Origin of the sequence: Candidatus Nitrosopumilus sp., assembly GCF_965262695.1 — an archaeon.
In the GTDB taxonomy this organism is placed as follows: Archaea; Thermoproteota; Nitrososphaeria; order Nitrososphaerales; family Nitrosopumilaceae; genus Nitrosopumilus.
The window spans coordinates 1,196,770-1,221,890 of record NZ_OZ253550.1; the positions used below are offsets into that span (position 1 = coordinate 1,196,770).

The following is a 25,121-nucleotide window of genomic DNA, read 5'->3' on the forward strand; positions in this document are numbered from 1 at the left end:
TTAGAATCCATCAGTAAAAACAATTTTGTCCAATGGAAGCTGTCCACCACGAGGCATAGCTGGTTTGATTTGTTTTCCTACTACCATCATCATAGATATCACATGGTCTTCTGGTAAATTGATTAGTTGTGCAACTTTTTCTGGATCAAAGCCTATCATAGGATTTGAGTCATATCCCATAGATTTGGCAGCAAGCATTATGGTCTGAGCAGCAATTCCACAAGATCTCATTGCCTCATCTCTTTGTAGTTGTTCTTTTCCTTCGTAAAACATCCCATTGCAGGAACCAAAAAGTCACGAGCTTCCTTTGGAGCGTCCTTCCAGTATTGTGCAGGATCTTTTTTCCAAGATTTCAAATCAGCACAAATTACTAATAGCAATGAAGAATCAGTCACTTGAGCTTGATCCCAAGATGCAGCACGGATTTTCTTTCGGATTTCAGGCTCTTTTACCAAGACAAATCTCCAGTTTTGTATGTTAAATGAAGTTGGAGATAAAACTGCCAGAGACATTAATTTCTCAATCTCATCTTCAGAGAGTTTGTGAGTTGGATCATAATGTTTTACTGAACGACGTTCTTTGATTGCATCAAAAGTATCCATAACTTTGATTAATTTTACAGCATTAATTGGTTTTTGCAAAGATTATTTTTTTACAGGAAGTTCTAATCGATTGCCCCATTCACCCCAAGAGCCCAGATAGACCTTAACGTTTGAGAATCCTAATTTTTTTAGAACCAAAAAAGAGTTGGCTGCCCTATATGCCCCTTGGCAATATGTCACAATCTCAGTGTCTTTTGGAAAATCATACATTTCTGATAATTCCTCATCACTTTTGAAAGTCCCATCTTCTTTGAGGTTCTGACTCCAGTCAATATTGATGGCATTTGGAATATGGCCTGATTGAGCAGCACGAACTGTACTACCATCATACTCTCCAGGCGAGCGAGCATCAAGAATTTTCACATTATCAAGATTATCTCGAATATGCTCAAATCCTGAAATAATTGCAGGGTTGATTTTGCCTGAAAAATCAGATGGTTTGAATCCGTTTGGTTTTGTCTCAACTGCAAGATTTTCTTTTTGCCATTTTGTGATTCCTCCATCAAGCATCATGACATCTTGATGAGAAAAATACATCAGCATCCATACTCCTCTAGCTGCAAGCATTCCAGAAACAGAATCATAAAAAATGACTTTTTTTTCTGGAGTTACTCCAAGAAAAGACAGTAGGGATTTTGACTGATTATTGAAATTCTCAATTCCTTGTTTTGTCGTATCAATCCAGTGAAATGCAAACAAATCCAAATGAACTGCTCCAGGAATATGGCCTTCAGAATATTCTTTGAAAGAACGAGTATCAGCTATAATGAGATTAGGATCATCCAATATGGAATTTAGTTCATCAGTTGAGATTAACATGACTTGGGTAAAATGATCAAATCTAAATTGATTTGGGTTGAATAATAAAAAGAAGAAAAGAAAAGGGTTTTTTCTATTCGTTGACGTATGCTCTTTCGCCGTGCTGAGCCAAATCGAGACCAATCTCCTCTTCTTTAGGAGTGACTCTGATTCCGCCAGGCCATACTGCGTCCATTACCTTTAGGATTACAATGGTTATACCAAATGCATATGCAATTGATACTGCAGCACCAATGATGCTGATTGCTTGCTGTTCCATTCCTTCTGCAGTGCCAGTCCATGCACCAATACCGTCTCCGGTATCCCATACGTGTGGACTTGCTAATGTACCAGTCAAAATTGCACCGGTAAGACCACCCATTCCATGTATTCCCCATACATCTAATGCGTCATCCCACTTTCTTGCATTCTTGAATGCTACACATGCATAACAAACTGTACCAGCGGCAATTCCCATAATAATTGCAGCCATTGGACCTACCCAACCTGAAGCTGGAGTGATTGTTACCAATCCTGCTACTGCACCTGATGCAGCTCCGACAATACTTGGTTTTCCTGTATGTGCCCATGACATCAAGACCCAAGTAACTGCGGCCATACCAGTTGCGGTATTTGTAACAGTCCATGCGCTGACGGTAATGCCGTCTACCATTACTTCACTACCTGCGTTAAAGCCAAACCATCCGAACCAGAGAATACTTGCACCAAGTACTACCATTGGGATGTTGTGTGGCTCCATTGGCACTTTGCCATATCCTAGTCTGCGACCAAGAACTAAGGCTCCAGCCAATGCTGCAAATCCTGAAGAAATGTGTACTACAGTACCACCAGCAAAGTCTAATGCAAACGTTGGCGATAAGTCTGGATCGAGGTCTAATCCACCTCCTCCTATGAAACCGCCTCCCCAGACCCAGTGTGCAATTGGATCGTAAACGAAGGTACCCCATAAGAGTACGAATATGACTAACGCGCTGAATTTAATTCTGTCAATTAATCCACCAATGATAAGAATTGGTGTGATAATTGCAAAGGTTCCTTGGAACATTGCAAACATTTGGTGAGGAACAGTTCCTGGCCAAGATTGACTACAATATTCACCTTCCTTAAATTCATTCATCTGATAGGCAGCTGACCACGTATCATGACATGCACCTAGTTCACCAATTGGTGCCCAAGCTGAAACCATGTTAAATCCAGCATAATCTAGACTTCCCATGAACATGTTTGCGCCTTCATCCGCGTTTGGAGCAAATGCTAGTGAGTATCCCCATAGAACCCATTGTACTGACATGAGACCCATAACAATGAGAGTCATACCAAGAACATTGACGACATTCTTTGATCTGGCTAAACCGCCATAAAAGAAAGCGACACCTGGAGACATGAAGAGTACGAGTGATGTTGCGGTAAGCATCCATGCTGTATCACCTGTATCGATCATACAAGGTAGCATGCCACCTTCACCATCATCAAACCAACATTCGTGAGGGTTACCAGTGTAAATTCCACTGGTTCCTTTTACATATCCGTCCATACCATCTTCAACACTTTGTGCATATGCCTGTGACATTGCACCTGCTGCTGTGATGGATACTGCGGCTACAAGTAATAGAGCATACTTGTAGTTCCTAGAATTCATTGAATTTATCGAAATTGGATTTTATTTAAGGGTTCGAGACTCAAGAATCTCTAGAAAAGTAAATTATTATATTTTAGTATATTCTGATAGTAACATAAAATATGGAAATTATGTTAAAGTGATCGCAAATGGGCAAATCAAATACCAAACTAGCAATTTTTGATACCTTCAAGACCAAAGGGGAAGAGCTTACAGGGGAAGCACAAAGACAAAGAGCAATTATTGGAATTCTTGCAAGTGATGCCAATCCTGCTGAAAGAACTAGAACAGGGTTATCACAAAAAATGGCAAAGAAACAAGGAATTGCCTGGAAGAACATCTATTCAGGAATTTTCAGGGATCTAGATGAGATACTTTTACCCATGGGAATTGCAGAAGAAGACGGCAGATTACCTCTCCAGAGAGGCCCCAAAGCTCTTCAAGAAAAAGGGATTCCATACTATCATCTTACAAAAAAAGGGATTTTGATCGCCCTTTCAATTAATGATGTCAAAAATAGAGAAAATTTGCTAGCAGAGTTTTTTTCAAGTTCAGAATCTGAAGAAAAAGAGTTTGAGAAAGTACTGTCTAGCCTATTAGAGAAAAGTCCAAAATTCGCATATTCTATTTTTCAGAAATACGTAAAGGCATTTTGTGATAATAAGATCAAGGAATTACTCCCATTTGACCTTACAAAATTGAAGGATATTTCAGATGAGTCATTGGCAATCCAGAAGGAAATTCTGGTGGCTTTTGTGGAGCTCTCAAAGCAGGAAAAAGAAGACGCCATCAAATTCCTAGATAAAATCACATAGAATTTGTTCCTGTATAGATCGCCAAACATTAAAATCCGTTACTCATAAACAATTTTCAAATGGGCAAAAACGTTTACGCGTCAGTAAAGTCATACAGTCAAAGAGGGAAATTACTCAGTAGATCTGATTTTCAGACTTTAGCAGAATCAAGAGATCTTGATGAATTTATGACCAGAATAAAAAATACAGTCTACGGCGATTCAATAAATGATGTTCAAAAACCATACACTTCTCAAGGAATCGAATCAGCCTTTAGAGGACAATTAGCTGATGTTCATTATTCCATTGCAAAAACTGCAGGAGACTCTGATATTCTTGATGCATATTATATGAAATTCATTATCTCAAATCTAAAATTAATACTCAAAGGAAAAGTTCTAGGAAAATCACAAGAAGAGATTGAGAATCACATCAATCTTCGTGCTGAAGAATTAGTTAAACAACGTGATATTATCATAAAATCCCTTGTTGCAAAAGATCTTGAAGAAGCAGTCGCAAGTCTAAATTCAGTTCAATTTGGAGATGAAATTGCAAAGGCTGCAACACTTTACAATGAAACAAAAAACATACAGGTCTTTGACACATATTTTGATAAAATTTTGTACCAACAGTTAGGACGTGCTCTAAAAAATACAAGAGACAGAGATGTCATAAAGATTGTTGGAATGGATGTTGACTTTTACAATCTTCTCAGCGTAATTAGAGGAAAATTCTGGGGATTAGAAGAGTCACAAATTCAGGATTTGATTGTGACTCAAACTCCAACTGTTCCAAGAGAACTTCTAGGAAGAATGATGGCAGCAGGTACGGTCAGAGATGCATTAAATGAGCTTGCCACAACCAAATACAAAGACATGATTCCACAAAATGAAAATGAGTTAGATGCAGTTGCTGAATTTGAAAGAGCATTTGAGATGAGTATTTATCATTCATCTGCTAGAGCATTTACCAAAATGTTTAGTTTTGCAACAATAATAGGAATCACAAAACTAACAGGATTTGAGGTGAGGAATTTGGCGGCAATTGCGTATGCCGTAGAACAAAAAATCCCTACAGAAACAACTATGTCAAAATTGATTCTTGAAGAAGAATAGATCTGAAAATGATAAAATTTCCAAAGAAGAAAAACGAGATAACTACAGAGACAGTAATCAATACTATTTGGGTTAGTGCATTTATGGCCATGATATTCTCATTGCCACCTTTGGCATTGTTTTTGGGATTTTATTTTTGGGCAGGTGAATTAGTTATAGGCGCAGTAGTTGGTTTTGGAGTGCATTTTGTAACATTAGCATTTGCAAGCAAAATTTCAAAATTTTTGACCAATATAATGAGTTAACCTATAAGGATCTGATTATCTAAGTGATATACCATGATGGGAGATAGAGATTTTCGAACAACTATTCAAAATGCGATAAAATCAATTGGAAATGAACTAGAAATTGACATTGATTCTAAGGACTTTGAAACTATCCACCTTCAAGAAGTCGTTAGATGTATGAGGCGCTCATACTATGACAGAGTGGAACCTCTAGAAATTGAAAGGAGAGGATTCAACGAGCTTCTTTCGGGATTATTAAGAAAATTAGAATATGGTAGCAATCCAAAAGATTTTGAGATTAATGAACTAAAGCTTCGAGGACAAGCAGACATGATTGTAGATGATGCAATTCTCCTATTCAGATCAGCTACTGATGAATTAGAAAATCCTCATGCAAGTGATGTTTTGTATCTTAATGCATGTATGTGGATATATGACAAAGAAGACGGAATGATAGTCTACATTACAGGAGATAGAAAGGAATCAACATTTTCACTAACACGTAACAAAAAGATGTTTGAAGATACCATACGCAGAGTAAGGGTTCTAAACAATCTTCTCAAAGAACAAAAAACACCAATCTTAGAACCATCTGCAGAATGTACCGAATGTCAATATTATGAGAGATGTTTCACAAAGAGAAAGAATACCAAACAAACATCTCTAGCCGAAATGCTAGGACTTGGCAAACAAGACTAGTTAGATAAATGAAAAATATTGTAAAGGAGTTAATTCCTTTTTGTTTATTCTAGTGGTTCTGGATGTCCTTTACCACGAAGAGCGAAACACACTACTGCTAGTGCAATTGCGACTCCTGCTGCTGCGCCGAATGCGGCCATTCCTGCTTCTGCCATTTGATAAAATCCCAATGAAATTGCTTTTATAACTTTGCCAATATTTTGCCTCTAAAAACAAATTATCATAATTTTATAATTTTATGATACTATTGAGTAAATTCAAAGAATAGTTCGTTTTCCTGACCACTTGTCATAGAACTCAAATTGTAAAACACAACACCTGAAACTTTCCAAGTGTTAGTATCTGATTCAAAAGCAGACCATAATTCAGGAGTGTTACCAGAATTTCTTAACACAATCTCATCTCGTAGTATGATAGAGTTTCCACCAAGTAGAGTATAGTAATTTGAACCAAATTCTACCATTCCTTGAGCCCTATGTCCAATTTGTCCTCCACCAAGTTGTTCAGATTGAGAATACCCAGTTTCATACAATTGATAATCCATAGTTGTAACAATCACAGAACGATCATTAGGATTTGAAATTTCAAATGCAACATCAATTGTAGCAGAGCGTTCAGATATTTTTGAAACAACAATCTCTTCTAATTCAATTTGAATAGGTTGAATTTGTGGAATATCTGAAGTACCAGAAGTTGAACTTGGAGATTCTAGATCAATAGAAGGTCCCATAATTAGAATTCCCCCTAATACTGCAGCAAGTGCTGCAACTGCAATTCCAACAAAGATTTTAGGATTCATAGTTTTTGCAAACTTCTTTGATTTCTTAAATGTTGAGATAGTTATTATACCATTGGGGAGGGAGAAAAATTATGCAGTATTTCCAAGCAGTACAACAAGGAAAACAAAGAGCAGGGAAATCTCAAATGAAGATGTTCGAGGCAGCAGGATTTGGAATGTTAACTTTAACCACAAAGAAAGTAGATGGAAAATTTCAACCAGTAGGAGATGAAGATTTCACGGCTGTTGTTAATTCAGAAGAAGGATATGTTGCAATAATAGTAGACAAGGATGGATATACCAAGGCTCAATCAAAGGCACTTGAAAAAGATGAAGCTTTGGGAATATACAAGAAACTTCGAGATTCAGGAGTTGAAGAATATCCTGGAAAAGAGATTCTGATATGGACTGAAACTAGACCTACAATTCAAAATGAATTCTAAAGTTATTTTTTTGGAATAATTATCTCAGTTCCAAAATTACCACCTTTGATGGCTTTTTCAATAATTTTTGGACTGGCTTTGAGAATTCTTGTTTTAATTTTTGAGCGTTCAATAATTTTTAGGGCCACTATATCCATTAGATCATACCCTCCAGCAACTGAGTCCTCATGAACTAACATGTTTTTGAGATTTTTTAATTCAATTCGTTTGAATTTTTTTGCATTTTTGAATTTATTTGGATCCAAATCATAAACTCCATCAACATCAGTGGCATTAAGAAATTGCTCAGCTTTTACTTTTTCTGCAATCAATGCTGCAGTTCCATTAGTGCTTTGACCAGGATGAAGACCACCAGCAACAACAATTAGTCCATCATCTACTGCATGTCTAACTTCTTGCAAAGTAGTTGGAGGATGGGAATATGCTTTGTTTTTTAGAGCATAAATCAACAATTTTGCATTTAATCTAGAAATCTCAATTCCTAATTCATCAAGGGTTGATTCATCAGCTCCAGAAGATCTTGCATGATTAATGTAATGTCTAGCAATATTTCCACCTCCAGCAATAATTATTGGTTGACAAACCTTACTAATTTTTACTAGAAATTCTGCCCAGTCTTTCAGGAGTTTTACATTATCCATGGCAAAAACTCTACCAGATAGTTTGATTACAATTCTCTTTTTCACTCTAGCTCACCAATGATGGATTTTGCGGCAATTTCAACTTTTTTTCTATTCTTTTGATGAGTATAGATTCTCAGAATATTCATGAAGCCTGAAATTGCGGAGACTACAGGAATTTCAGAAATAGGCATCTCTTTTGCTGAAGATTTACCACCCTCATTTGTTATCAGGATTACTGATTTTGACTCGTTTTTAGAGGGTGCAAGTGGAATTGATGGAGTTACAGAACTGTCAACAAAGATCTCATTTTCTTCAACTTTGGATTTTTTGGAAATGGCAGATCTTAGTTCGTTTGTTTTTGTTTTCTTTAGATTTTTTCTACTTGTCAAAATTCTCTCAAATACGCATTTGAGCAGTTTCCTGTTTTGATAGTCTTGAGCAAATTTTCTTGCCCGTTTTAATTTAGGAGTTTTTGATGAAAGGAGACTGGATAGAACATATTCGTCTGTTAGCTGAACAAATTCATCGAGATTAAAAGTAGAGAATCCAAACTCATCATCTGAAGATCTCAAGGCTTCAAGTAACATTACCTCTGCTGCTCTTACTGTCTTGTGAAAATAAACTGCTTTGAACATTTGGTATCTTGAGTGCGTCATTGATTCAAAAGAATACAATGCCGAGCGTTCTAAGGCAAGTTTCTTTTGATGAACGTCAAGTGATTGTGTAATTCTCTTATGATCAATTTTTGCATGCTCTGCTCCTGTGAAATAACCATCTCTTAGCAAATAATCCATCATATCTGCACTAAGAGCACCTGAGACAATTTCATTCATGTATTGAAATTTTGAATCGCCAAATGCAATTTTTGTTACAAGTTTTTTATCAAAACCATTTTTTGTCAAAATGTCACCGATTTCAGATTTTAGAATAAGCTTTTTTCCAAAGTCTTCATGAGAAATTTTCTTTTCTTGAATTATTTCTTCAAACAGATGGGAAAATGGACCATGACCAATATCATGCAAGAGACCGGCTAATCTAAGAATTGCAATATCATCAGATTTGAAAAATCCCTTTTCATTTAGGACATTTCCTGCCTGACTAGCAATATGCATAACCCCAAGGGAGTGCTCAAATCTGGTATGTTGGGCTGCAGGATATGTCAAATGTGCACCAGACAATTGTCTGATTCTCCTTAATCTTTGAAAAATAGGATTGTCGATTATGGAGAGTTCATGGTCATAAACTCTAATGAAATCATGAATCGGATCTATAATGTCTAGATAATTTTTTTTCATAATCCTATTTTCTTTGAAAATGTTTTCATGATTTCTTCATGAACTTCTTGTTTAGATTTTGTAGCATCAATTATTTTCCAATGTTTTTTCTTTGCAGTAGTTTTATAGATTTTAGAAATTTTTCTCAAAAATTCTTCATTTTTCTCAAATTTGTCTCGATTGGTTTTTTGTCTGTTAAAGGATTCTTTTTGACTCACATCAAGTAAAATCACAAGATCTGCTTTAGGTAATCCCGTATCTAAATTCTCAAGCCATTTTTCTTTCATCCCATTTCCCAAACCATAAACAAGGTTAGAGTGGTAATACCTATTCATTATGAGAACAGAATTTTTTTCTTGAGCACTTTTAATTTGTTCTAATTTTTCCCACCTATTTGCAGATAATAGACAGTGAATTACTTGTGGCGGAAATTTTCTTTTTCCATCAAGATACTTTCTAATCTCTTTTCCAATGGGGGTTTTGTAATCTGGAAAATGAAATAACTTGGTCTTGATTTTTCTTTTTTTGAGTGCCTTTTCTAACATAGTTGATTGTGTTAGTTTTCCTGCTTGATCTCCGCCTTCAATTACAATTATCATAAGTTATCAAAACAGAGAAATTAATTGATTAAAAATCTATCAAAGTTCTTAGGAATTTACGAATTGTTTAATATCTTCTTAAAATAATTCATAATATGGCTGAAGAATACTCATGTGCATATTGTGAATCAATTTTTGAGAGCAAAGATGATCTCTCAAAGCATATAGATAGAATTCACGGAGATTCTGGAGTTTTAGAAGGCTCAAGATCATCCTAAACTTTTTTGTTTTTACCAAAAATTCTCTCAAGGTTTATAACCAAAAATTTGCCACATAACACGAAATGGGACTAGTAAAAGAAGTGATAAAGGAAATTGGAAACAAATCACGGGAATTCTACGAATTTGTTTTGCCACCAATTGACATGTATCTTAGTTCTGATAGTCTCAAAGTGATTATTGACATCCCAGGATTCTCAAAAAAAGATATCAAACTCACATTGTGTGGAGACATTCTATCAATTCAAGCATGCAAAGAAGTAGATGAGAAAGAATCTGAATCATTAATTTCAAAACAGAGACCAACCATTATTGATAAAAAAATTCGACTCCCAATAGATATCAAACAAGGAGAAGAGAAAATTGATTCAGCAAAATACGAAGATGGTGTATTAACAATAGTAATTCCTGTAACTAAGAAAGGAAAAGATATCTCAATAGAATAAAACTAGTGTTTTCTAAAAATTGCAGAACCTATCATAATTAAACCAGAAGTAATCATTCCAGTCATGCCAAATATTTCATTTGTTTGATATAACAATACTGATCCAATAAAAATTGCAGATGCAAAAATACTGCCACCAAGAAATACCATTGGTTTTCTTTTATGCATAGAAAGTTTAGATTCATCCATAAATTTCTCCATTTCAGGTCCCAATCGTAATGCAGAATCGATTGATTTTGCAAACTTATCAAATGAAATTTTTAGCTCTTCAACGTAAGCTTTTGGAATCATATTCTCTTCTTGGAGGATAGTCCTTAGAACTTTGACAAATTTGAAATCAACATCATGTGTTTTGTAAATTCCTTCAATAATTGATGCCATCCTCATGTAAAGAGCTAAATTTTTTGGTAAAACAAAGGGGAATTTACTCATAGTTTGATTTGCAAGCTCCATCAAACTTTGAACTTCCATTTCATCAGGTTTGTTTCCATGCATTGCACGAATTGATAATTCAATTCCTTTTTCAATTACTTGTCGATTATATTCAGGAGTAAGCATTCCTAGTTCTGCCATTGCGTTAACTACTCGAGGAGGGTTTTTTTCAACTAATGCAAGATATAGTCTAATGAGTTTGTATCTTGTTTCGTTGTTTATTCTACCTACCATTCCATAGTCATAAAGAATTAGTTTTCCATCATCTGTTACTGAGATGTTTCCAGGATGAGGGTCTGCATGGAAAAGAGAATGTTTGAGAAGCATGGTAAAGAATACCTTATGCACATCAATGACTAATTGTTCTCTATCAACTCCTTTCTCATCAAGTTCTTGTACATTTGTAACCTTGATTCCGGGCAAATATTCCATAGTTAAGACATTTTTTGAGGAATAATCATCATAAACAGAAGGAACTATCACTTTGTCATTGTTTTCCATGTCTTGTTTGATTTTTTTTAGATTTTGAGATTCATTTGTGTAATCCATCTCTTCTCTAATAGTTTCAATAAATTGAGAAAGCATGGCTTTTGCAGAATATCTAAGATTAGGATCAACAAATCTCAAAGCTAATGGAAGAATTTTCTTTAAGACTTTGAGATCTTCTCGTACAATATTTTCTATACCAGGTCTTTTTACTTTGATGACAATTTGTTGTCCAGAAATTGAACCACGATACACTTGACCTAATGATGCACCAGATATGGAATTTGTATCAATGTCATCGAATTTCTCATTGATTGGCCCCAGGTCTTTTTCAATGATTGGTTTTACCTGCTCAAATGGTGCAGAAGGTACACTGTCTTGAAGTTTAGATAGTTCTTCAAGGTATGGTTGGGGAAGAATATCTGCTCTTGACGATAACCATTGTCCTAGTTTGATATACACAGGTCCTAGAGAAACAAAAGTATCAAGAGCTTTTCTTGCATTCTTTCTAAATTGGTCAGAATCAATTGTGTTTTTTTCTTGTTGTGACCATTTTTTCCTATCTTTACGTAGTGCCAAAATTGATGGCAAAAGTTTGATCAGTACATAGATTGTTCTTCCAGCAGACATTATTTACTCCAAATAATCTTTGATCTTTTTTGAGGCAACATATCCAATGTATCCAGAAAGAACTGATGAAGCTAAACCAGACGTTAAAGAAAGTTTTTTTGAATTATTATTAAAAACAGATTTTGCAATTTTAGTTCCGCCAAAGATTGCACAAGCTAAACTAATCAAAACTTCAGGGGCATCATAAACAAGATGACCAATAGGATCTTTTCTTGGATCAATTTTATCAGTATGTACTAAAAATTTGTCATCATATTCTCTAATGTGTAAATTACCATAACGATATTGTTTTAGTGCACCATTTTTTTGTCCCAGAATAGTTTCTTCTGCCCCATCAATCATAAATTCACGTAATTCTTTTGGAACTTCAATCTCATCAAATGGCATGATCGCAAGATCGAGTAATTGCTTATATTTTTAGTGTAAAGTATAGAATTCTCAATTAATTTTTGAGCCTGTCTTTTGTAAATATTACAAAACTAATTCCAAATGCTATGAGCATTCCAATTCCAGTTACATACGCATAGTTGAATCCAACCCCAGGATGATCTGTCTGATGATAATTATTTATCAAAAATGTCGCAACTAACAAAAGAGAGCCAATTATTGTTAGTTTTCTATGAGTTTCCAACAATCATAATTTTGTCAATTACTATATGAATTTAGAAAAAATCATAGTGACGACGTAATAAACCCCACAATATTACCAAGCAGAAATAGAAATATTCCTTTTACCAATTGATTCCTAATTTAATATTGTACAATTATAACAAAAATTTTAAGTAATTTTCAGATCAAGGATTTGATTCTATTTCAGATAATCTTTGAATGACTTGTTCAAGTTCTTCTTTATTATCATTAATTACACGTTTTACAACTTCAATTTCTTGATTAATTTGTTCTAATTGCTCATTATCAGAATTTTTGATTTGATTTTCCAAGTCTTCTAAAACTTGTTGATTGTATTGATTGATTTTTTCTAATTCATTTTTGTATTTCTCTAATTTTGCATATGGATCAGAAATTTCTGAAAGTTCAGGAATGTCTGTGATTTCTTGATTTGTCATGAATCCAGAAATAGCAACAATGCCTCCTATTACCAATACTGTGATGATGATGACAATACTTAGTCTCATTTCGAATTGATCTTAATTCTCCAGATAAATATTAAAAATTTAATCACCGGCAGCAATTGCAGTTTTTTTACGCCTACGTATTATGTAAATTCCCACACCAATAGCAATTATAATTGGAATTATAATCATTGAAGAGTCAGGGCCAGACTCATCACCATTTGTTAGTTCAGATACAAAGATAGTAGTATCTTCAATTACAAAGAGCTCATCTCTAATACTGTCTTTGTATCTTACAGTGATTTTGATATCATGTTCTCCGTATTTCGGTTCACCATCAAATTCAATTGGAATGTTAAATGGTACAGGTGCATCTACTTCGATTTCATCAATAAATTGGGTATTAGGTTTAATGTTTGAATCACCACGTGGTTCAACACTAACAAATCCAAACAAACCATCCTCATTTCCTTCATTGATAATTTCTCCAATCACCATCTGAGTTCCAGATAATTCAATCACATCAACATTGAATATTGTGAGTTCTATCAATCCCTTAATGTAAAAATCAACAATTTTTGAAATTACATGTTGGTCACCATGTGCATTATAGTAGGATATAGACAAAGGAATTCTAAGAGTGTCATCTTTTAGTCCCTCTGGAACATAGACTGTTGCACTAAGATGTCTAGAAGATCTTGGATCAATATTTCCAACATCCCAATTAGATTCTAAGATTACAACATTTTCCACATTAGTGGTAGATGTAGATGTAGACGCAAGTTCTGTTTGTGTATTAGATGCAACAATATCAACACTAGATATTGGAGCTGTTCCATCATTTGCAATTTCAATTACCACATTGTTTGTTCTAAGAGAAGTGAGAAATGGATCTAATGCTCTTACATTTATTACACTATCACCAGTTACCTTAAACTGAAAGTCTTCAAATGCAGTACGAACACCAGACTCTCTTAATCTAGAATAATCAACTTTTACAGTTCCAGGATATTGTTGAATATTGACATTTTTATCAAGATTAACAAAGAATGTCAAATGGAAATTTTCTCCTGCCAAAGAGTTTGAATCACTATCAGCTTTAATTATTGATCCCGGTCCATCAGAAGCTGAAAATCCAAAAGGCAATGACAACTGTCCTTTGATTCCTGTAATGTCTTGAGTTCCAACATTTGCAAATACTACAGTAAATGGAACATTGCTGTCTCCAGCCTCAACTTCAATTTTCTCATCGAGTGTACCAAAGTATGCATCTAAGAATTTGACATCACCAAAATCTCTCTCAAATGGAGAATCACCAAAACCTCCAGATGTAATTTGTGCATATGAATTACTCATGAACAATGGAACTAACAAGAATCCAAGTAACAAAAAGAGTAGTTTTTGATTCATTATGCCAAAACCTCCATTTCAGATGGCATGTCTCCCTCAAAGGCTTTACCATCTTTTATTGTAATTACTTTGTCGACATCACCAAAGTGTTGACGATCATGTGTTACAATAACAAATGTTTGATTGAGTTTTTTTGCCATAGATTTCATCAATTGAACTATAGTTCCAGATGTAACAGAGTCAAGGTTTCCTGTTGGTTCATCTGCTAAAACAATTGATGGTTTATTGATTAATCCTCTTGCAATAGCTGCTCTTTGAGCTTGTCCACCTGAAATTTTATTTGCACGTTTATTCATTTGATCTTCTAATCCAACTGCTTTTAGCAAATCTCTTGCATCTTTTTCAGCAGTGTTATTTGTTCCTCCAATTTGACGTGGTAACAAGACATTTTCTAGAACTGTTAGATCAGTAAGCAAATTTGAGAATTGGAAAATAAATCCTAGCTTTTTGTTTCTAAATGAAGAAATTTTGTCATCATCTAGAGTAGTAGTATCAACTCCATCAATTAGGATCTTTCCATTTGTAGGACGATCAAGTAAGCCAATCATGTTAAGCAGTGTAGATTTTCCTGAACCAGAACTTCCAACAATTAAGACAATTTGACCTTGTTCAACTGAAAGAGTTGCATTATCAAGAGCTTTGACTTTATTCTCGCCTTCACCATAGACTTTGGTCAAATTGTTAATTTCCAATACCTTAGACAGTTCTCATCGCCTCCACGGGTAATAGCTTAGTTGCCCTATACGACGGATAGAGTGACGCAATAATTGCCAAAATAAATGAAGTCAAAGCAGTTTGGATAATCTTCTCCCAATTGTAAGTAACTTCAAGTGGCAAACTATTGTTAAATGACATTTTAGTTTCCTTTGCATAGAAAGTATATCCCAAGCCTGCAGCTGTGCCTACGCCAGCACCAATTGCACCTATAATCATTCCTTGGAAAATAAAGATAATTAGGATATCTTTTCTTTTAGCTCCAATGGATCTCATTACACCGATTTCACGAGTTTTTCCATTTACTAACATCATCTGAATTGTTACAATAGCAAAAGCTGAAGACATCATTCCAAAATAACCAATCATGTTAATCATTGCAATACCAGATCTAAAACCAGCAAGTTGTTCTTCAGCTGATTCTTCTATGGTTTCAGCCAAAAAATCATCATTTGGAAATGAACGCAAGAAAAATTCCTTTACTTCAAATGCTTTTGTAGGATCATTCAGTTTTACCATAAAAGATCCTGTATCACCTTGTCGCTTCATCATATCACGTAAAGTATCAATATGAATAACTGCTGTATAATCAAATCCTTGACCACCAGGCGACTTTGCAATTCCTGAAACAGTAAATCTTCTTATTTCATCTTGTCCCCATCTATCAACTACTAGGACTTTGACACTATCACCAACTTGAGCTCCTCCAAGATCTCTTGCAACATTAGAACCTAATACAATAGAGTTTCTTGAGAAAACATAACTTCCTTCTGAAACAGTTTCATGAACAGTTGAGGCTCTAATATCTCTAAAAGGATCAATTCCAACTAGGGGGACTCGGGTTTCTTCGATTAGTTTCCCATTTTTTGTCATATTCATTTCGGCAGTTGATGAAAGCCGCGGCGTAGCCGCTTCCACATATGGAATTCTTTCAAACCAACTTACAACTGATAAATCTGATTTGTCGATATAGTCTGCTTCATCAGTAACAAGAATATCGCCATTTCTGTAATCGCTAATATCTCTAACAATCGCATCGAACAATCCTTGGAAAATTACAAAATTTACATGAATTACTAAAATTCCAATTGTTACAGCTAAAACTGCTCCAATCAAACTTCCTTTTTTGTTGAATAGCATTCTTTTTGCTAATCTTAATCGATATTCCACGATATGAGTAAAATAGTCTGATATTTAATGTATATGATGCCTAGTGCTAATAATATAGACAATTTTATATGATATTGGTTATCTATGAATTGTAGAATAGTATTGGAGATGACAAAATGGACAATTTAGATATGAAAATTTTGAGCAGATTACTCAATAATTGCAGGGAATCAGACAGACAGATTGGAAAAGAATTGGAACTTTCAGGAGGAGCAGTTCGAGTCAGAATAAAAAAAATGCAAGAAAGAGGAGTGATTGAGAAATTTATTGTCAAAATTGAACCGCCAACTTTGGGTCACGGTGTATTATACTTTGTAGTATCAGGAGAAAATATTCAAGAAATTTTAGAGCAAGTCAGTTTAGTAGGTGAACCATACATTGTAGTTCCATGTGTTGGAGGAGTAACAGTATGTGGTATTGCTATTCAAGAAAATTTAGAACAAAAGATAGAGCTTGCAAAAAAATTAATGAAAGATCTCAGAGTCTTGTCAATTTTTGAAGCTGAAAATTTAATATTCAATTCTAATTTGACAAAAACAGATTTAGAAATTTTAGAAGAGTTGATTAAAGAACCAAGACAAAAAATTGAAAAAATTGCAAAGAATACAAATCTATCAACTAAGACAGTAACAAGATGTATTGAAAAATTACATGATAATGAAGGTTTTCAATTTACTTTAGTATATGACCCAACAAAAATTGAAGATTATATTCCTCATGCAGTACTTACATGGATTGATGGGGATTTGAAAGAGACATTAGAAAACTTGAATAATACATTTTCAGAATCTTATTTACAAATTCCTTTTATTGCAAAAAACCAGATTGTATTATTTTTGTATAGTGATAGCATATTCAAAATGGATGAACTAACACAAAAGGTTAGAACAAGTAAAAATATAAAATCAGCAGATCTTTTTATTCCTAAAAAAATTTCATTTTATACGAATTGGGTAAAAAAAGCAATTGAAGAGTCAAAGAAATCGCCAAAATTACATCTAACATATCAAACAAATTAAATAATAACAATTTCATGAAATCACATGAAGAAAAAGAAGATCTATGAAGGAAAAATTTTAGGTCTTAGTGTTTATGATGGTAAAATTGAAGGAAGAAAAGTAAAACGGGAAATGATAGAACATAGAGGAGCTGCTGCCATGCTTGCATTTGATGAAGATAAAAAAGTAATTTTAGTAAAACAACACAGATTTCCACATGGTTATGTTCTAGAGATTCCCGCAGGGACATTAGAGAAAAGAGAGCAACCTATCAAGTGTGCGTTTAGAGAATTAGAGGAGGAAACAGGGTACAGAGCAAAGAAAATGACTCCACTAATCACATACTACCCATCAATTGGCTACAATTCTGAGATTATACACTGCTTTGTAGCCTCAGGATTAAAGAAAATTGCAGATTTGAAACTTGATGATGATGAGATTCTCTCAGTAGTAAAAGTAGACATGAAAAAACTACTCAATATGATAAAGTCTGGAAAAATCCAAGACTCGAAGACCATTTGTGCAGTTTTAACATATGCTGCAAAAAAGAAGCTATACTAATTATTCATTATAGATTGGTTGGACAAGATCTGCTACATCAGCCCAAGATTGAGCGATTCGCTCAAACATAAACACCATATCAAGAAAATCTATTGGGATTTCTTTTTTATTGCCTAATGATGTTCTGAGTTTACTAAGTTGATCTTCAAATTTTTTGTGTAAAGATATTGCTTCAATTGCTAGAAGTCTATCAGGTTTTGTAAAGGCATCGATTGATTTTTCTGCTAATGTATTAAAGTTTTTTACAGCGTCATGGATTTTTTTATATTGTTCTTTTGATAAAGATGAATTGTAAATAAAATCAGCAAGTTCTACAATAGAATCGCCAGCATTCTCAAGAAGATTTGCTGCAACTCTATAATCAAGAACGTCAATATTTTCTAAATTAAATGCATTTGCTAATCTTTTATCAACAAGTGTACTACGAATTAATCTTACAAGTAAGAAATATTGTCTATTTACTTCTGCGTCACGTTTTGATAATGTTTGTAAATTTGATTTGTCATCTGCAATTAATCCATTTGATGCGTCATCATACATTCCAAGTGCAATAGAACTCATCCGTTTGAGAATTTTTTCAGGATTAAGTGTTGTAGCATCTAAAAGAAATTGCATGTTAATGTGTGACGAATCTTCTTCAATTATTTCCATTCCAACAAGTCGTCTCATAGAATTACGAATTTTTTCCCTATCTTCACCTGGAATTATAGAATCAGAAGTAATCTCAATGATGTCATATCCTAAAAGATAAGCACCAGTAATGTCAGCTACAATGTTTTCTTCTTTTGGTAATGGATATGATATCACAAGTTCTTTTGTTGGACGTGTTTCTCTATTCGCAGAAATTGAAATGCTGTCTTGGCCAGTTTCAAGTTCGACTTGACTGCTTTTGTCTAGCTTGTTTGCATCAACCCATTCTTTTGGTAGTGAAACTAGAATGCTACTTCCTATTCTCTGCAGGCGTCTAACAAATTTAGTCAATTTATACTAATTTAATTAATTTAAGCCATATTCTTATATTTTGTGTAAAATTTATACTCAGATCAATGAAGGGAACGGCATTTTGTCCTGCACATGTAACAGGTTTCTTCAAGGCTCATTTGGAGAATAATCAAAGCAATTTAGAGAATTTAGGTTCAATGGGAGCAGGTTTTTCAATTAAACAAGGTGTCACTACCAGAGTAAAAATTGATGAAAAAAATAATCAGGATTCAAAATTTAGAATTACAACAAAGGGTTATCAATCAGATAAAACAGATGTTACAGAATTTGTGCTAAATGAATTTCTAAAGATGGGAGATTTTGAAAACAAGTTCTTTGACATTGAACATGAAATTTCAATTCCAGTAGGATATGGTTTAGGTTCTAGCAGTGCTGTTGCATTGTCATTATCATTTGCATTAGATCAAGCACTTGAAACAAAATTAGATAAAAACACAATTGGGCAAATTGCACATAATGCAGAAGTAAATTGTAAAACTGGATTAGGAGATGTTTTAGCTTCATTTCATGGGGGATTTGAAGTCCGTATAAAACCAGGAGCGCCAGGAATTGGAACAGTTGAAAAAATATCTACAGATAAAATTTCAGTTATTATGATCTGTTTCTCCCCAATTTCAACAAACAAATTCATCAAAGAAAGACTTTCTCAAATTAATGGACTTGGTGGGAAAATGGTTAACAGGTTGTTAGAATCAAAAGATTATAAACACTTTCAAGATATGTCTCTAGAATTTGCAAAGTATGTAGATGTAATGACACCAAGAATGCAAAAAATAGTAGATGAGTTAATTCAAAATGACATCAAGTGTGGAATTGCACTTTTTGGTGAAACAATTTTCTCAATGGTTCCAAAAGAAGATGAAGATGAGGTTTTAGAAATTTTACAAAAATATTCTGATGGAGTAATAATTAATTCAGAATTAGACAATATTGGAGCAAGAGTTCTAAATAATTAATTGAAATTACATGTCATTAATTCCAAAGTCACATCCAAGAGCAAAGTCACTTTTAATTCGTGAAAAACTTGTTAATGGTTTTGATAAAGGACTAGTAGCAAAAGAAGGACTTTTGGCTCAAGGGAGAGGAGAAGCATTTGACTATTTACTTGGTGAAAAGACAAATCAGGCTGCAAAACAAGCCATAAAGGCAGCAGCTGCACAGTTACTCCAGGCTCAAAAACCAGTAATCTCAGTTAATGGAAATGTTGCAGCCTTGTGCCCAAAGGAGATCATCAAATTATCAAAGCAAATCAAAGCAAAACTAGAGGTAAATCTGTTTTATACAAACGAAAAGAGAAAACAAGCAATTATCAAAACTCTCAAAAAAAATGGCGCAAAAGAAATTCTTGGTACAAATTCTGCAAACTCTACAAGATTGCAAGGAATTGATTCGGCACGAAGAATAGTAGATAAAGATGGAATTTTTGCAGCAGATGTCGTAGTTGTTCCATTAGAAGATGGTGATAGAACTATGGCATTACGAGATGCAGGAAAAACAGTTATTACATTTGATCTAAACCCACTTTCACGAACATCACAGACTGCCAACATTACAATTGTAGATAATGTAACAAGAGCAATAGAATTACTAATTTCAGAGTCTAAAAAATTAGCAAAAAGAAATGAAAAGAATCTCCAAAAAATAATTTCAGATTTTGATAACAAGAAAAATCTAAAAGAAAATGTGATTCAGATAAAAAATAATCTAACAAGGAGGGCAAGAGTTGCATAAATCAGTACAAGATATTGTAAACATGAAAAAAGAGAAAAAGAAAATCTCAGTAATTACAGGTTATGACTATACATTAGCATCATTATGTGACAAGGCAGAAATTGATGTCTTACTAGTTGGAGACAGTGCAGGAATGGTAATGCTTGGTTATGAGAATACAATTCCTGTAACAATGGATCAAATGTGTATGTTTACTGAAGCAGTTAGCAAAGCACGAAATAATGCATTACTTGTAGCTGATTTACCATTTATGTCATATCAAGCAAGTATTGAAGATGCAATCAACAACTCTGGTAGATTAATCAAAGCAGGAGCTGATGCAGTTAAACTAGAAGGCGGTTTAATCATGGCTGAAACAATTAGTGCAATTGTTGATGTTGGAATTCCTGTAATGGGGCATATTGGATTACAACCACAAACAACAATGCTTTCCCAAGGTTACAAAGTACAAGGAAGAACAAGAGATTCTGCAATGAAACTAATTCAAGATGCAAAAGAGCTTGAAGAAGCTGGAGTGTTTAGTATTGCATTAGAGATGATAAGTCATGAAGTTGCACAAGTAATTTCTGAAACTGTAAATATTCCTACAATTGGAATTGGTTCAGGAGTAAATTGCGACGGACAAGTATTGGTGGTTCAGGATTTACTTGGAATGTATGACAGAATAAAGCCAAAATTTGCAAAAAGATACATGAATCTCTCTGAAGATATTGTAAAATCCCTTGAAGATTACAAAAATGATGTAGAATCAAGTACATTTCCTGCAGAAGAAAATTGGTTTTCAATGGATCCTGAAGAATTAAAAAAATTACGTGAACAGATTGGCAGTTAAAAAGAACGTAAATGATCATCCATCATTAGATATTGTTTCATCACATGGTGTAGAGTTAACAGGGAAAAAAATTGTATTGTGTGTAGCTGGAAGTGTTGCAGCATACAAAGCAATAGAGCTTGCAAGATTACTCATGAGACATGGTGCAGATGTAACATGCGTAGCAAGTGGAGCAGTAACAAAGCTAATTCAGCCAGATTATTTCAAATGGGCTACAGGAAATGATGTAATTACAAAACTTACAGGTAAACTAGAGCACATAAAATTGGCCGACTATAACCAATCAGACCTAGTTATTGTGTATCCAGCTACTGCAAACACACTAGGAAAACTTGCAAACGGAATTGACGATACTCCAATTTCAACAGTTCTAACTGTAGGATTTGGCTCAAAAATTCCAATTTTGATGTGTTTGGCAATGCACGAGTCAATGTATGATAATTCAGCTGTAAAAAAGAACATTGAATTTCTAAAAAACAAGATTCAATTTCTTTCTCCTCAAATGATTGAAGGAAAAGCCAAAGCACCAGAACCAGAAGATGTTTTAAAATTTGTTTTAAAGAAATTTGGTTTCTCATCTACATTACAAAATAAAAAAATCCTAATGACTGCAGGACCAACAATAGAATACATTGATCCAATTAGAGTAATAACAAATCTTAGTTCAGGTAAAACAGGAGTATTGTTAGCTTCAGAATTAGTTTCATCTGGAGCCAAAGTTACTTTCATTTATGGTCCCGGAAACGAAGAGTCACCAAAAGGAGCTAAAATAATCAACGTTACAACAAACAAAGAAATGTTTGATGTAACTAAAAAAGAACTAAAGAAAAAATACGATGTTGTGATTATGGCAGCAGCTGTATCAGATTATACTCCTGAAAATGCATCAAAATCTAAGATAAAGAGTAACAAAAAATCACTTACAATTAGGCTCAAAAAGGCACCAAAAATCATTGATCAAGTAAAAAAATCTCAAAAAAACACCATCCTTGTAGGATTCAAAGCAGAAACCAATCTATCAAAAACTGCCTTAATCAAATCAGCTAAAACAAAATTAAAAGAATCAAATGCAGATATCATAATTGCAAATGATATTGGAACAAAATATCAGAAAAATCCAAACAACAATGAAATCATAATTGTGGATAATCAAAAAACAACATCATCAGGATGGAAGAAAAAAGAAAAGATTGTAAAAATAATTAGAAAAGAGATCGAAAAGAAAATAAAATGAAAAATTCTGAATTAAGAAAACTAGTATCACAATACAAAGAAATTACAGATAAACAAAAAAAGAAACATGCAGATAGCTTCAAACTATCTAAAAAACTGAAAGAAATTGAACATAGATATTTTCATGAAACAGGAAGAACATTAAAATCAGATCTAAAAGAGTTTAAAGAAAATTGAAAGTAAAACCATTTGATTATAAAAAACGAAACATGTCAGTTTGGAATGAAGTTGCACCTAGATATCACAAAAGATGGGCGACAGCTAAAAAAGGTCCATTTCAAAGTACAAAAAAATTGGTTGAGTTAATTGGTGTAAAAAAAGGAGATCATATTCTTGATGTTGCAAGCGGAACAGGTGTTGTCACAAAATTATTAAATCAAAAGGTAGGAAAATCTGGATTTGTAATTGGTGCAGATACATCAACTACTGCAATTAAAGTTGCAAAAAAATGGAATAAAAAATATTCAAATGTTTCATTTGTAAATGCGGATGCTGAGAATTTTTCATTCAAAGAGAAATTTGATATTATAACATGTCAGTATGCATTGTTTTTTTTTCCAAATGCCCAAAAGGCACTAAAAAATATGAAAAATAGCCTCAAAGAATCAGGTAAATTAGGAATATCTGTGCACGGACATCCTGATAGAGTCCCATATTTTGATTGTATTTTTGAAGCGGTAACTCAATTTATCCCAAATTATGTTCCACCTGGAACTCCAGATTTTGACAGATTTGGGACAAAAAAATTGCTCAGAGAGGAGATAAAAAAATCAGGTTTTAGAAAAATTATAGTCAAAGATTACAATTTCCCATACAGTCCAGGTACCTTTGATCAATACTGGAGTAATTATCTCAGATATGTAGCAAAGCCAATTAAAGAAAAATTAGACATACTTGAGAGATCTCAAAGAAAAGAGCTCAAAGAGAGGGTAAAAGAAAATACAAAACCCTACACAAAGAGGAATGGAATAATTCAATTTCCTTGGGAAGTTTTAATTTTAACAGCAAAACTCTAGAAAATTAGGAAAAAATGGCCAAAGACAAGAAAAAGAAAGAAGAAGTGAAACCAAAAAAATCAGGTTTACAAGCATTTCTCAAAAAAAGAGCACCATTTTATCTTGCAGCCGTTGCATTAATTGTAATTTCAGCTCAAAGTGTATTATCAGAGAAGAATTTTGAAAATAGTCTACCAGAGTTATCAGGAGATGAACAAATGGTTGTAGATACTTTGCTAAATTATAATGCAGGAGTAGAATCAAAGCTGTCAGTAAAAGAAGTAATTAAAAATCAAATAGATGAAGAGTATCCAGATGAAAAAATTTATGGACATAAAAAAACTGTTCTTGACTTGTCTGTTACAAATATAGATTCAGAAGAATATAATGTAATTTTGAATTTCAAATCATACAAAGGAGAAATGAATTTTGATTGGAATGTTAATGTAGAATCTCAAGAAATTACATCAAACAATCCTGAATCAAAGCACGTTATTGATGTGGTAACCTTTTCTTAGGCTCAAATTGTGACTAGATCTTTAGTGAATTTGTGCATCACAACTGGTTTTTTCTTTACAATCAAAGAATCTTCAATTCTAATTCCAAATTTATTTTCAATGTAGATTCCAGGTTCTACAGTAATTGCCATATTTTTTTTAAGTTTTGTATCACTTCTGTATGAAATTGTTGGAAGTTCATGTACTTCTAAACCAATTCCATGTCCAGTTGAGTGAATAAAGTATTGACCATAGTTTTTTTCATCAATATATTTTCTACATGCAAAATCTACATCTTTACAATTTGCATTTGGTTTTACAGCTTGTAGCCCAAGTTTTTGAGACTCTTTAACTATTTCATATGCTTCTTTTGCTTGTGATGAGATATTACCTATTGCAAATGTTCTAGTTGCATCAGAAACATATCCTTTGTATCTTAATGTAAGATCAGTTACAACTAGATCGCCTTTTTTGAATTTTCTATTTGTTACTTGTGCATGTGGTAAAGCACCATTAGGACCTCCAGCAATAATTAGTGGATTAAGAGTCGATTTGTATCCAGTATCAAACATTTGTTGCTCCATTGCATATGTCATCAAAATTGTTTGTAGTTCAGACTCTTTTTGGCCGACTTTGATCTTTTTGGAACAGATCTCGAACATTTCATCAATGATTTTGGATGCTTTTTTGAGGATTTTGATCTCATTTTCGTCTTTAACTATACGAGCATTGTAAAATGGTTCTGTGGAGGATTTTATTTTTGGAACAGATTTTTTCAAAGATGTCATTATAGAATAATTTTGGCAATCAGTACAAACACGATTTTTTTTGATTTTCTTTACAAGTAAAGACACAAGACCGGTTCCACGTTCTGCAATGATTACATCACAATCTTCAGATTCGTCTGTGGCTCTTCCAACCTCAAGTTCTGGGGCAATAATGGTAGCTTTTCCATTTTTTTCTAACAGACCTATAGCCTCACCCCAAAATCCAGTCATGTAAAAGAGATTTTCAGGTTCAAAAGTAACCAAAGTATCGCAACCGATCTTTTGGGCGTGTTTTAGTAGATTTTTTCTACGTTGTTTCACACACAAAAAACACTT

33 protein-coding genes are annotated in these 25,121 nt (G+C 33.7%); 16 read left to right on the forward strand and 17 right to left on the reverse strand.

All coding sequences use genetic code 11. The features are described 5' to 3' along the window. The 4 genes from ACQY2P_RS07260 to ACQY2P_RS07275 form a co-directional block, all read right to left on the reverse strand. A complete protein-coding gene (locus ACQY2P_RS07260) occupies nucleotides 1–273 on the reverse strand; it encodes a nitroreductase family protein (RefSeq protein WP_428325991.1) in 273 nt (90 codons plus the stop codon). Beyond that, complete coding sequence (locus ACQY2P_RS07265; RefSeq protein ID WP_428325992.1) at nucleotides 228–641, reverse strand: nitroreductase family protein; 414 nt, start codon at nucleotides 639–641, stop codon at nucleotides 228–230. The genes ACQY2P_RS07260 and ACQY2P_RS07265 overlap by 46 nt, the downstream gene beginning before the upstream one ends. Nucleotides 642–644: 3 nt before the next feature. Further along, complete coding sequence (locus ACQY2P_RS07270) at nucleotides 645–1,421, reverse strand: sulfurtransferase (protein ID WP_428325993.1); 777 nt, start codon at nucleotides 1,419–1,421, stop codon at nucleotides 645–647. A 73-nt stretch (nucleotides 1,422–1,494) separates the two neighbouring features. Beyond that, nucleotides 1,495–3,060: an ammonium transporter gene (locus ACQY2P_RS07275; protein ID WP_428325994.1), complete on the reverse strand. Its 1,566-nt coding sequence runs from the start codon at nucleotides 3,058–3,060 to the stop codon at nucleotides 1,495–1,497. A 128-nt stretch (nucleotides 3,061–3,188) separates the two neighbouring features. Here ACQY2P_RS07275 and ACQY2P_RS07280 point away from each other — a divergent pair, with 128 nt between their 5' ends. From ACQY2P_RS07280 to ACQY2P_RS07295, 4 genes are read left to right on the forward strand one after another with little or no spacing between them, the layout of a single operon-like run. Next, complete coding sequence (locus ACQY2P_RS07280; RefSeq protein WP_428325995.1) at nucleotides 3,189–3,854, forward strand: hypothetical protein; 666 nt, start codon at nucleotides 3,189–3,191, stop codon at nucleotides 3,852–3,854. Between the two features lie 59 nt (nucleotides 3,855–3,913). Continuing rightward, on the forward strand, nucleotides 3,914–4,948 hold the full coding sequence (locus tag ACQY2P_RS07285; protein WP_428325996.1) for a V0D/AC39 family V-type ATPase subunit: 1,035 nt from the start codon (nucleotides 3,914–3,916) through the stop codon (nucleotides 4,946–4,948). A gap of 8 nt (nucleotides 4,949–4,956) precedes the next feature. Beyond that, complete coding sequence (locus ACQY2P_RS07290; RefSeq protein WP_428325997.1) at nucleotides 4,957–5,193, forward strand: hypothetical protein; 237 nt, start codon at nucleotides 4,957–4,959, stop codon at nucleotides 5,191–5,193. Between the two features lie 33 nt (nucleotides 5,194–5,226). Next, nucleotides 5,227–5,874 carry a Dna2/Cas4 domain-containing protein gene (locus tag ACQY2P_RS07295; protein WP_428325998.1) on the forward strand — a complete coding sequence of 216 codons (648 nt, stop codon included), beginning with the start codon at nucleotides 5,227–5,229 and terminating at the stop codon, nucleotides 5,872–5,874. A gap of 244 nt (nucleotides 5,875–6,118) precedes the next feature. Here the strand turns inward: ACQY2P_RS07295 and ACQY2P_RS07300 are convergent, their stop codons facing one another. After that, on the reverse strand, nucleotides 6,119–6,673 hold the full coding sequence (locus ACQY2P_RS07300) for a hypothetical protein (RefSeq protein ID WP_428325999.1): 555 nt from the start codon (nucleotides 6,671–6,673) through the stop codon (nucleotides 6,119–6,121). 71 nt (nucleotides 6,674–6,744) lie between these two features. Between ACQY2P_RS07300 and ACQY2P_RS07305 the strand changes: the two genes are divergently transcribed. After that, entirely contained in the window at nucleotides 6,745–7,095 is a 351-nt protein-coding gene (locus tag ACQY2P_RS07305) for a hypothetical protein (protein WP_428326000.1), read from the forward strand. Nucleotides 7,096–7,097: 2 nt separating this feature from the next. Here ACQY2P_RS07305 and pyrH read toward each other — a convergent pair whose 3' ends face one another. The 3 genes from pyrH to tmk are packed head-to-tail and all read right to left on the reverse strand — an operon-like array spanning nucleotide 7,098 to nucleotide 9,591. Then, entirely contained in the window at nucleotides 7,098–7,781 is a 684-nt protein-coding gene (gene pyrH / locus ACQY2P_RS07310) for a UMP kinase (protein WP_428326001.1), read from the reverse strand. Next, nucleotides 7,778–9,013, reverse strand: a complete 1,236-nt coding sequence (locus ACQY2P_RS07315) for an HD domain-containing protein (RefSeq protein ID WP_428326002.1) — start codon at nucleotides 9,011–9,013, stop codon at nucleotides 7,778–7,780. The genes pyrH and ACQY2P_RS07315 overlap by 4 nt, the downstream gene beginning before the upstream one ends. Beyond that, nucleotides 9,010–9,591 (reverse strand): dTMP kinase, encoded by a 582-nt coding sequence (tmk, locus tag ACQY2P_RS07320; protein ID WP_428326003.1) that lies wholly within the window; start codon nucleotides 9,589–9,591, stop codon nucleotides 9,010–9,012. The genes ACQY2P_RS07315 and tmk overlap by 4 nt, the downstream gene beginning before the upstream one ends. A gap of 95 nt (nucleotides 9,592–9,686) precedes the next feature. Between tmk and ACQY2P_RS07325 the strand changes: the two genes are divergently transcribed. Further along, complete coding sequence (locus ACQY2P_RS07325; RefSeq protein ID WP_428326004.1) at nucleotides 9,687–9,809, forward strand: hypothetical protein; 123 nt, start codon at nucleotides 9,687–9,689, stop codon at nucleotides 9,807–9,809. Nucleotides 9,810–9,874: 65 nt separating this feature from the next. Further along, nucleotides 9,875–10,255, forward strand: a complete 381-nt coding sequence (gene hsp14 / locus ACQY2P_RS07330) for an archaeal heat shock protein Hsp14 (RefSeq protein WP_428326005.1) — start codon at nucleotides 9,875–9,877, stop codon at nucleotides 10,253–10,255. A gap of 2 nt (nucleotides 10,256–10,257) precedes the next feature. On the opposite strand, the gene ACQY2P_RS07335 is transcribed toward hsp14, so the two are convergent. The 7 genes from ACQY2P_RS07335 to ACQY2P_RS07365 form a co-directional block, all read right to left on the reverse strand. Then, entirely contained in the window at nucleotides 10,258–11,802 is a 1,545-nt protein-coding gene (locus ACQY2P_RS07335; RefSeq protein WP_428326006.1) for an ABC1 kinase family protein, read from the reverse strand. A gap of 3 nt (nucleotides 11,803–11,805) precedes the next feature. Continuing rightward, the gene (locus ACQY2P_RS07340) at nucleotides 11,806–12,189 is read right to left on the reverse strand and encodes a hypothetical protein (RefSeq protein WP_428326007.1); all 384 of its coding nucleotides are present in this window, start codon (nucleotides 12,187–12,189) and stop codon (nucleotides 11,806–11,808) included. A 55-nt stretch (nucleotides 12,190–12,244) separates the two neighbouring features. Beyond that, the gene (locus tag ACQY2P_RS07345; RefSeq protein ID WP_428326008.1) at nucleotides 12,245–12,433 is read right to left on the reverse strand and encodes a hypothetical protein; all 189 of its coding nucleotides are present in this window, start codon (nucleotides 12,431–12,433) and stop codon (nucleotides 12,245–12,247) included. Between the two features lie 163 nt (nucleotides 12,434–12,596). Then, complete coding sequence (locus tag ACQY2P_RS07350) at nucleotides 12,597–12,938, reverse strand: hypothetical protein (protein WP_428326009.1); 342 nt, start codon at nucleotides 12,936–12,938, stop codon at nucleotides 12,597–12,599. A gap of 39 nt (nucleotides 12,939–12,977) precedes the next feature. Beyond that, nucleotides 12,978–14,285 carry a COG1361 S-layer family protein gene (locus ACQY2P_RS07355; protein WP_428326010.1) on the reverse strand — a complete coding sequence of 436 codons (1,308 nt, stop codon included), beginning with the start codon at nucleotides 14,283–14,285 and terminating at the stop codon, nucleotides 12,978–12,980. After that, entirely contained in the window at nucleotides 14,285–14,962 is a 678-nt protein-coding gene (locus ACQY2P_RS07360) for an ABC transporter ATP-binding protein (RefSeq protein WP_428327280.1), read from the reverse strand. The genes ACQY2P_RS07355 and ACQY2P_RS07360 overlap by 1 nt, the downstream gene beginning before the upstream one ends. Before the next feature lie 19 nt (nucleotides 14,963–14,981). After that, entirely contained in the window at nucleotides 14,982–16,139 is a 1,158-nt protein-coding gene (locus ACQY2P_RS07365; protein WP_428327281.1) for an ABC transporter permease, read from the reverse strand. A 146-nt stretch (nucleotides 16,140–16,285) separates the two neighbouring features. Here ACQY2P_RS07365 and ACQY2P_RS07370 point away from each other — a divergent pair, with 146 nt between their 5' ends. Together ACQY2P_RS07370 and ACQY2P_RS07375 are read left to right on the forward strand one after the other, a co-directional pair. Then, the gene (locus ACQY2P_RS07370; RefSeq protein WP_428326011.1) at nucleotides 16,286–17,188 is read left to right on the forward strand and encodes an AsnC family transcriptional regulator; all 903 of its coding nucleotides are present in this window, start codon (nucleotides 16,286–16,288) and stop codon (nucleotides 17,186–17,188) included. A gap of 24 nt (nucleotides 17,189–17,212) precedes the next feature. After that, on the forward strand, nucleotides 17,213–17,728 hold the full coding sequence (locus ACQY2P_RS07375) for an NUDIX hydrolase (protein ID WP_428326012.1): 516 nt from the start codon (nucleotides 17,213–17,215) through the stop codon (nucleotides 17,726–17,728). On the opposite strand, the gene ACQY2P_RS07380 is transcribed toward ACQY2P_RS07375, so the two are convergent. Then, on the reverse strand, nucleotides 17,729–18,709 hold the full coding sequence (locus ACQY2P_RS07380) for a PhoU domain-containing protein (RefSeq protein WP_428326013.1): 981 nt from the start codon (nucleotides 18,707–18,709) through the stop codon (nucleotides 17,729–17,731). A gap of 65 nt (nucleotides 18,710–18,774) precedes the next feature. On the opposite strand from ACQY2P_RS07380, the gene ACQY2P_RS07385 reads away from it, so the two are divergent. The 7 genes from ACQY2P_RS07385 to ACQY2P_RS07415 are packed head-to-tail and all read left to right on the forward strand — an operon-like array spanning nucleotide 18,775 to nucleotide 24,039. Beyond that, nucleotides 18,775–19,686, forward strand: a complete 912-nt coding sequence (locus ACQY2P_RS07385) for a pantoate kinase (RefSeq protein WP_428326014.1) — start codon at nucleotides 18,775–18,777, stop codon at nucleotides 19,684–19,686. 10 nt (nucleotides 19,687–19,696) lie between these two features. Continuing rightward, nucleotides 19,697–20,461: a 4-phosphopantoate--beta-alanine ligase gene (locus tag ACQY2P_RS07390; RefSeq protein ID WP_428326015.1), complete on the forward strand. Its 765-nt coding sequence runs from the start codon at nucleotides 19,697–19,699 to the stop codon at nucleotides 20,459–20,461. Further along, on the forward strand, nucleotides 20,454–21,293 hold the full coding sequence (gene panB, locus ACQY2P_RS07395) for a 3-methyl-2-oxobutanoate hydroxymethyltransferase (RefSeq protein WP_428326016.1): 840 nt from the start codon (nucleotides 20,454–20,456) through the stop codon (nucleotides 21,291–21,293). The genes ACQY2P_RS07390 and panB overlap by 8 nt, the downstream gene beginning before the upstream one ends. Further along, on the forward strand, nucleotides 21,283–22,527 hold the full coding sequence (coaBC, locus tag ACQY2P_RS07400) for a bifunctional phosphopantothenoylcysteine decarboxylase/phosphopantothenate--cysteine ligase CoaBC (protein WP_428326017.1): 1,245 nt from the start codon (nucleotides 21,283–21,285) through the stop codon (nucleotides 22,525–22,527). The genes panB and coaBC overlap by 11 nt, the downstream gene beginning before the upstream one ends. Then, nucleotides 22,524–22,703, forward strand: coding sequence for a hypothetical protein (locus ACQY2P_RS07405; protein ID WP_428326018.1), 180 nt, complete (start codon nucleotides 22,524–22,526; stop codon nucleotides 22,701–22,703). Before coaBC ends, ACQY2P_RS07405 begins: the two co-directional genes overlap by 4 nt. Next, nucleotides 22,700–23,542: a class I SAM-dependent methyltransferase gene (locus ACQY2P_RS07410; protein ID WP_428326019.1), complete on the forward strand. Its 843-nt coding sequence runs from the start codon at nucleotides 22,700–22,702 to the stop codon at nucleotides 23,540–23,542. Before ACQY2P_RS07405 ends, ACQY2P_RS07410 begins: the two co-directional genes overlap by 4 nt. 14 nt (nucleotides 23,543–23,556) lie before the next feature. Further along, nucleotides 23,557–24,039, forward strand: a complete 483-nt coding sequence (locus tag ACQY2P_RS07415; protein ID WP_428326020.1) for a hypothetical protein — start codon at nucleotides 23,557–23,559, stop codon at nucleotides 24,037–24,039. Between the two features lie 2 nt (nucleotides 24,040–24,041). Here the strand turns inward: ACQY2P_RS07415 and ACQY2P_RS07420 are convergent, their stop codons facing one another. Continuing rightward, nucleotides 24,042–25,106 (reverse strand): M24 family metallopeptidase, encoded by a 1,065-nt coding sequence (locus ACQY2P_RS07420; protein ID WP_428326021.1) that lies wholly within the window; start codon nucleotides 25,104–25,106, stop codon nucleotides 24,042–24,044. Nucleotides 25,107–25,121 lie beyond the last annotated feature (15 nt).

Excerpts from the sequence above, each read along its gene's own strand:
- ACQY2P_RS07275 (WP_428325994.1), bottom strand. The coding sequence starts at position 3,060 with ATGAATTCTAGGAACTACAAGTATGCTCTATTACTTGTAGCCGCAGTA.
- ACQY2P_RS07355 (WP_428326010.1), bottom strand. The coding sequence starts at position 14,285 with ATGAATCAAAAACTACTCTTTTTGTTACTTGGATTCTTGTTAGTTCCA.
- ACQY2P_RS07365 (WP_428327281.1), bottom strand. The coding sequence starts at position 16,139 with ATGCTATTCAACAAAAAAGGAAGTTTGATTGGAGCAGTTTTAGCTGTA.
- ACQY2P_RS07335 (WP_428326006.1), bottom strand. The coding sequence starts at position 11,802 with ATGTCTGCTGGAAGAACAATCTATGTACTGATCAAACTTTTGCCATCA.
- ACQY2P_RS07260 (WP_428325991.1), bottom strand. The coding sequence starts at position 273 with ATGTTTTACGAAGGAAAAGAACAACTACAAAGAGATGAGGCAATGAGA.
- ACQY2P_RS07405 (WP_428326018.1), top strand. The coding sequence starts at position 22,524 with ATGAAAAATTCTGAATTAAGAAAACTAGTATCACAATACAAAGAAATT.
- ACQY2P_RS07295 (WP_428325998.1), top strand. The coding sequence starts at position 5,227 with ATGATGGGAGATAGAGATTTTCGAACAACTATTCAAAATGCGATAAAA.
- ACQY2P_RS07390 (WP_428326015.1), top strand. The coding sequence starts at position 19,697 with ATGTCATTAATTCCAAAGTCACATCCAAGAGCAAAGTCACTTTTAATT.
- ACQY2P_RS07385 (WP_428326014.1), top strand. The coding sequence starts at position 18,775 with ATGAAGGGAACGGCATTTTGTCCTGCACATGTAACAGGTTTCTTCAAG.
- ACQY2P_RS07270 (WP_428325993.1), bottom strand. The coding sequence starts at position 1,421 with ATGTTAATCTCAACTGATGAACTAAATTCCATATTGGATGATCCTAAT.
- ACQY2P_RS07305 (WP_428326000.1), top strand. The coding sequence starts at position 6,745 with ATGCAGTATTTCCAAGCAGTACAACAAGGAAAACAAAGAGCAGGGAAA.
- ACQY2P_RS07325 (WP_428326004.1), top strand. The coding sequence starts at position 9,687 with ATGGCTGAAGAATACTCATGTGCATATTGTGAATCAATTTTTGAGAGC.
- ACQY2P_RS07300 (WP_428325999.1), bottom strand. The coding sequence starts at position 6,673 with ATGAATCCTAAAATCTTTGTTGGAATTGCAGTTGCAGCACTTGCTGCA.
- ACQY2P_RS07280 (WP_428325995.1), top strand. The coding sequence starts at position 3,189 with ATGGGCAAATCAAATACCAAACTAGCAATTTTTGATACCTTCAAGACC.
- ACQY2P_RS07415 (WP_428326020.1), top strand. The coding sequence starts at position 23,557 with ATGGCCAAAGACAAGAAAAAGAAAGAAGAAGTGAAACCAAAAAAATCA.
- ACQY2P_RS07370 (WP_428326011.1), top strand. The coding sequence starts at position 16,286 with ATGGACAATTTAGATATGAAAATTTTGAGCAGATTACTCAATAATTGC.
- ACQY2P_RS07285 (WP_428325996.1), top strand. The coding sequence starts at position 3,914 with ATGGGCAAAAACGTTTACGCGTCAGTAAAGTCATACAGTCAAAGAGGG.
- ACQY2P_RS07350 (WP_428326009.1), bottom strand. The coding sequence starts at position 12,938 with ATGAGACTAAGTATTGTCATCATCATCACAGTATTGGTAATAGGAGGC.
- tmk (WP_428326003.1), bottom strand. The coding sequence starts at position 9,591 with ATGATAATTGTAATTGAAGGCGGAGATCAAGCAGGAAAACTAACACAA.
- ACQY2P_RS07340 (WP_428326007.1), bottom strand. The coding sequence starts at position 12,189 with ATGCCATTTGATGAGATTGAAGTTCCAAAAGAATTACGTGAATTTATG.
- ACQY2P_RS07375 (WP_428326012.1), top strand. The coding sequence starts at position 17,213 with ATGAAGAAAAAGAAGATCTATGAAGGAAAAATTTTAGGTCTTAGTGTT.
- ACQY2P_RS07315 (WP_428326002.1), bottom strand. The coding sequence starts at position 9,013 with ATGAAAAAAAATTATCTAGACATTATAGATCCGATTCATGATTTCATT.
- hsp14 (WP_428326005.1), top strand. The coding sequence starts at position 9,875 with ATGGGACTAGTAAAAGAAGTGATAAAGGAAATTGGAAACAAATCACGG.
- ACQY2P_RS07290 (WP_428325997.1), top strand. The coding sequence starts at position 4,957 with ATGATAAAATTTCCAAAGAAGAAAAACGAGATAACTACAGAGACAGTA.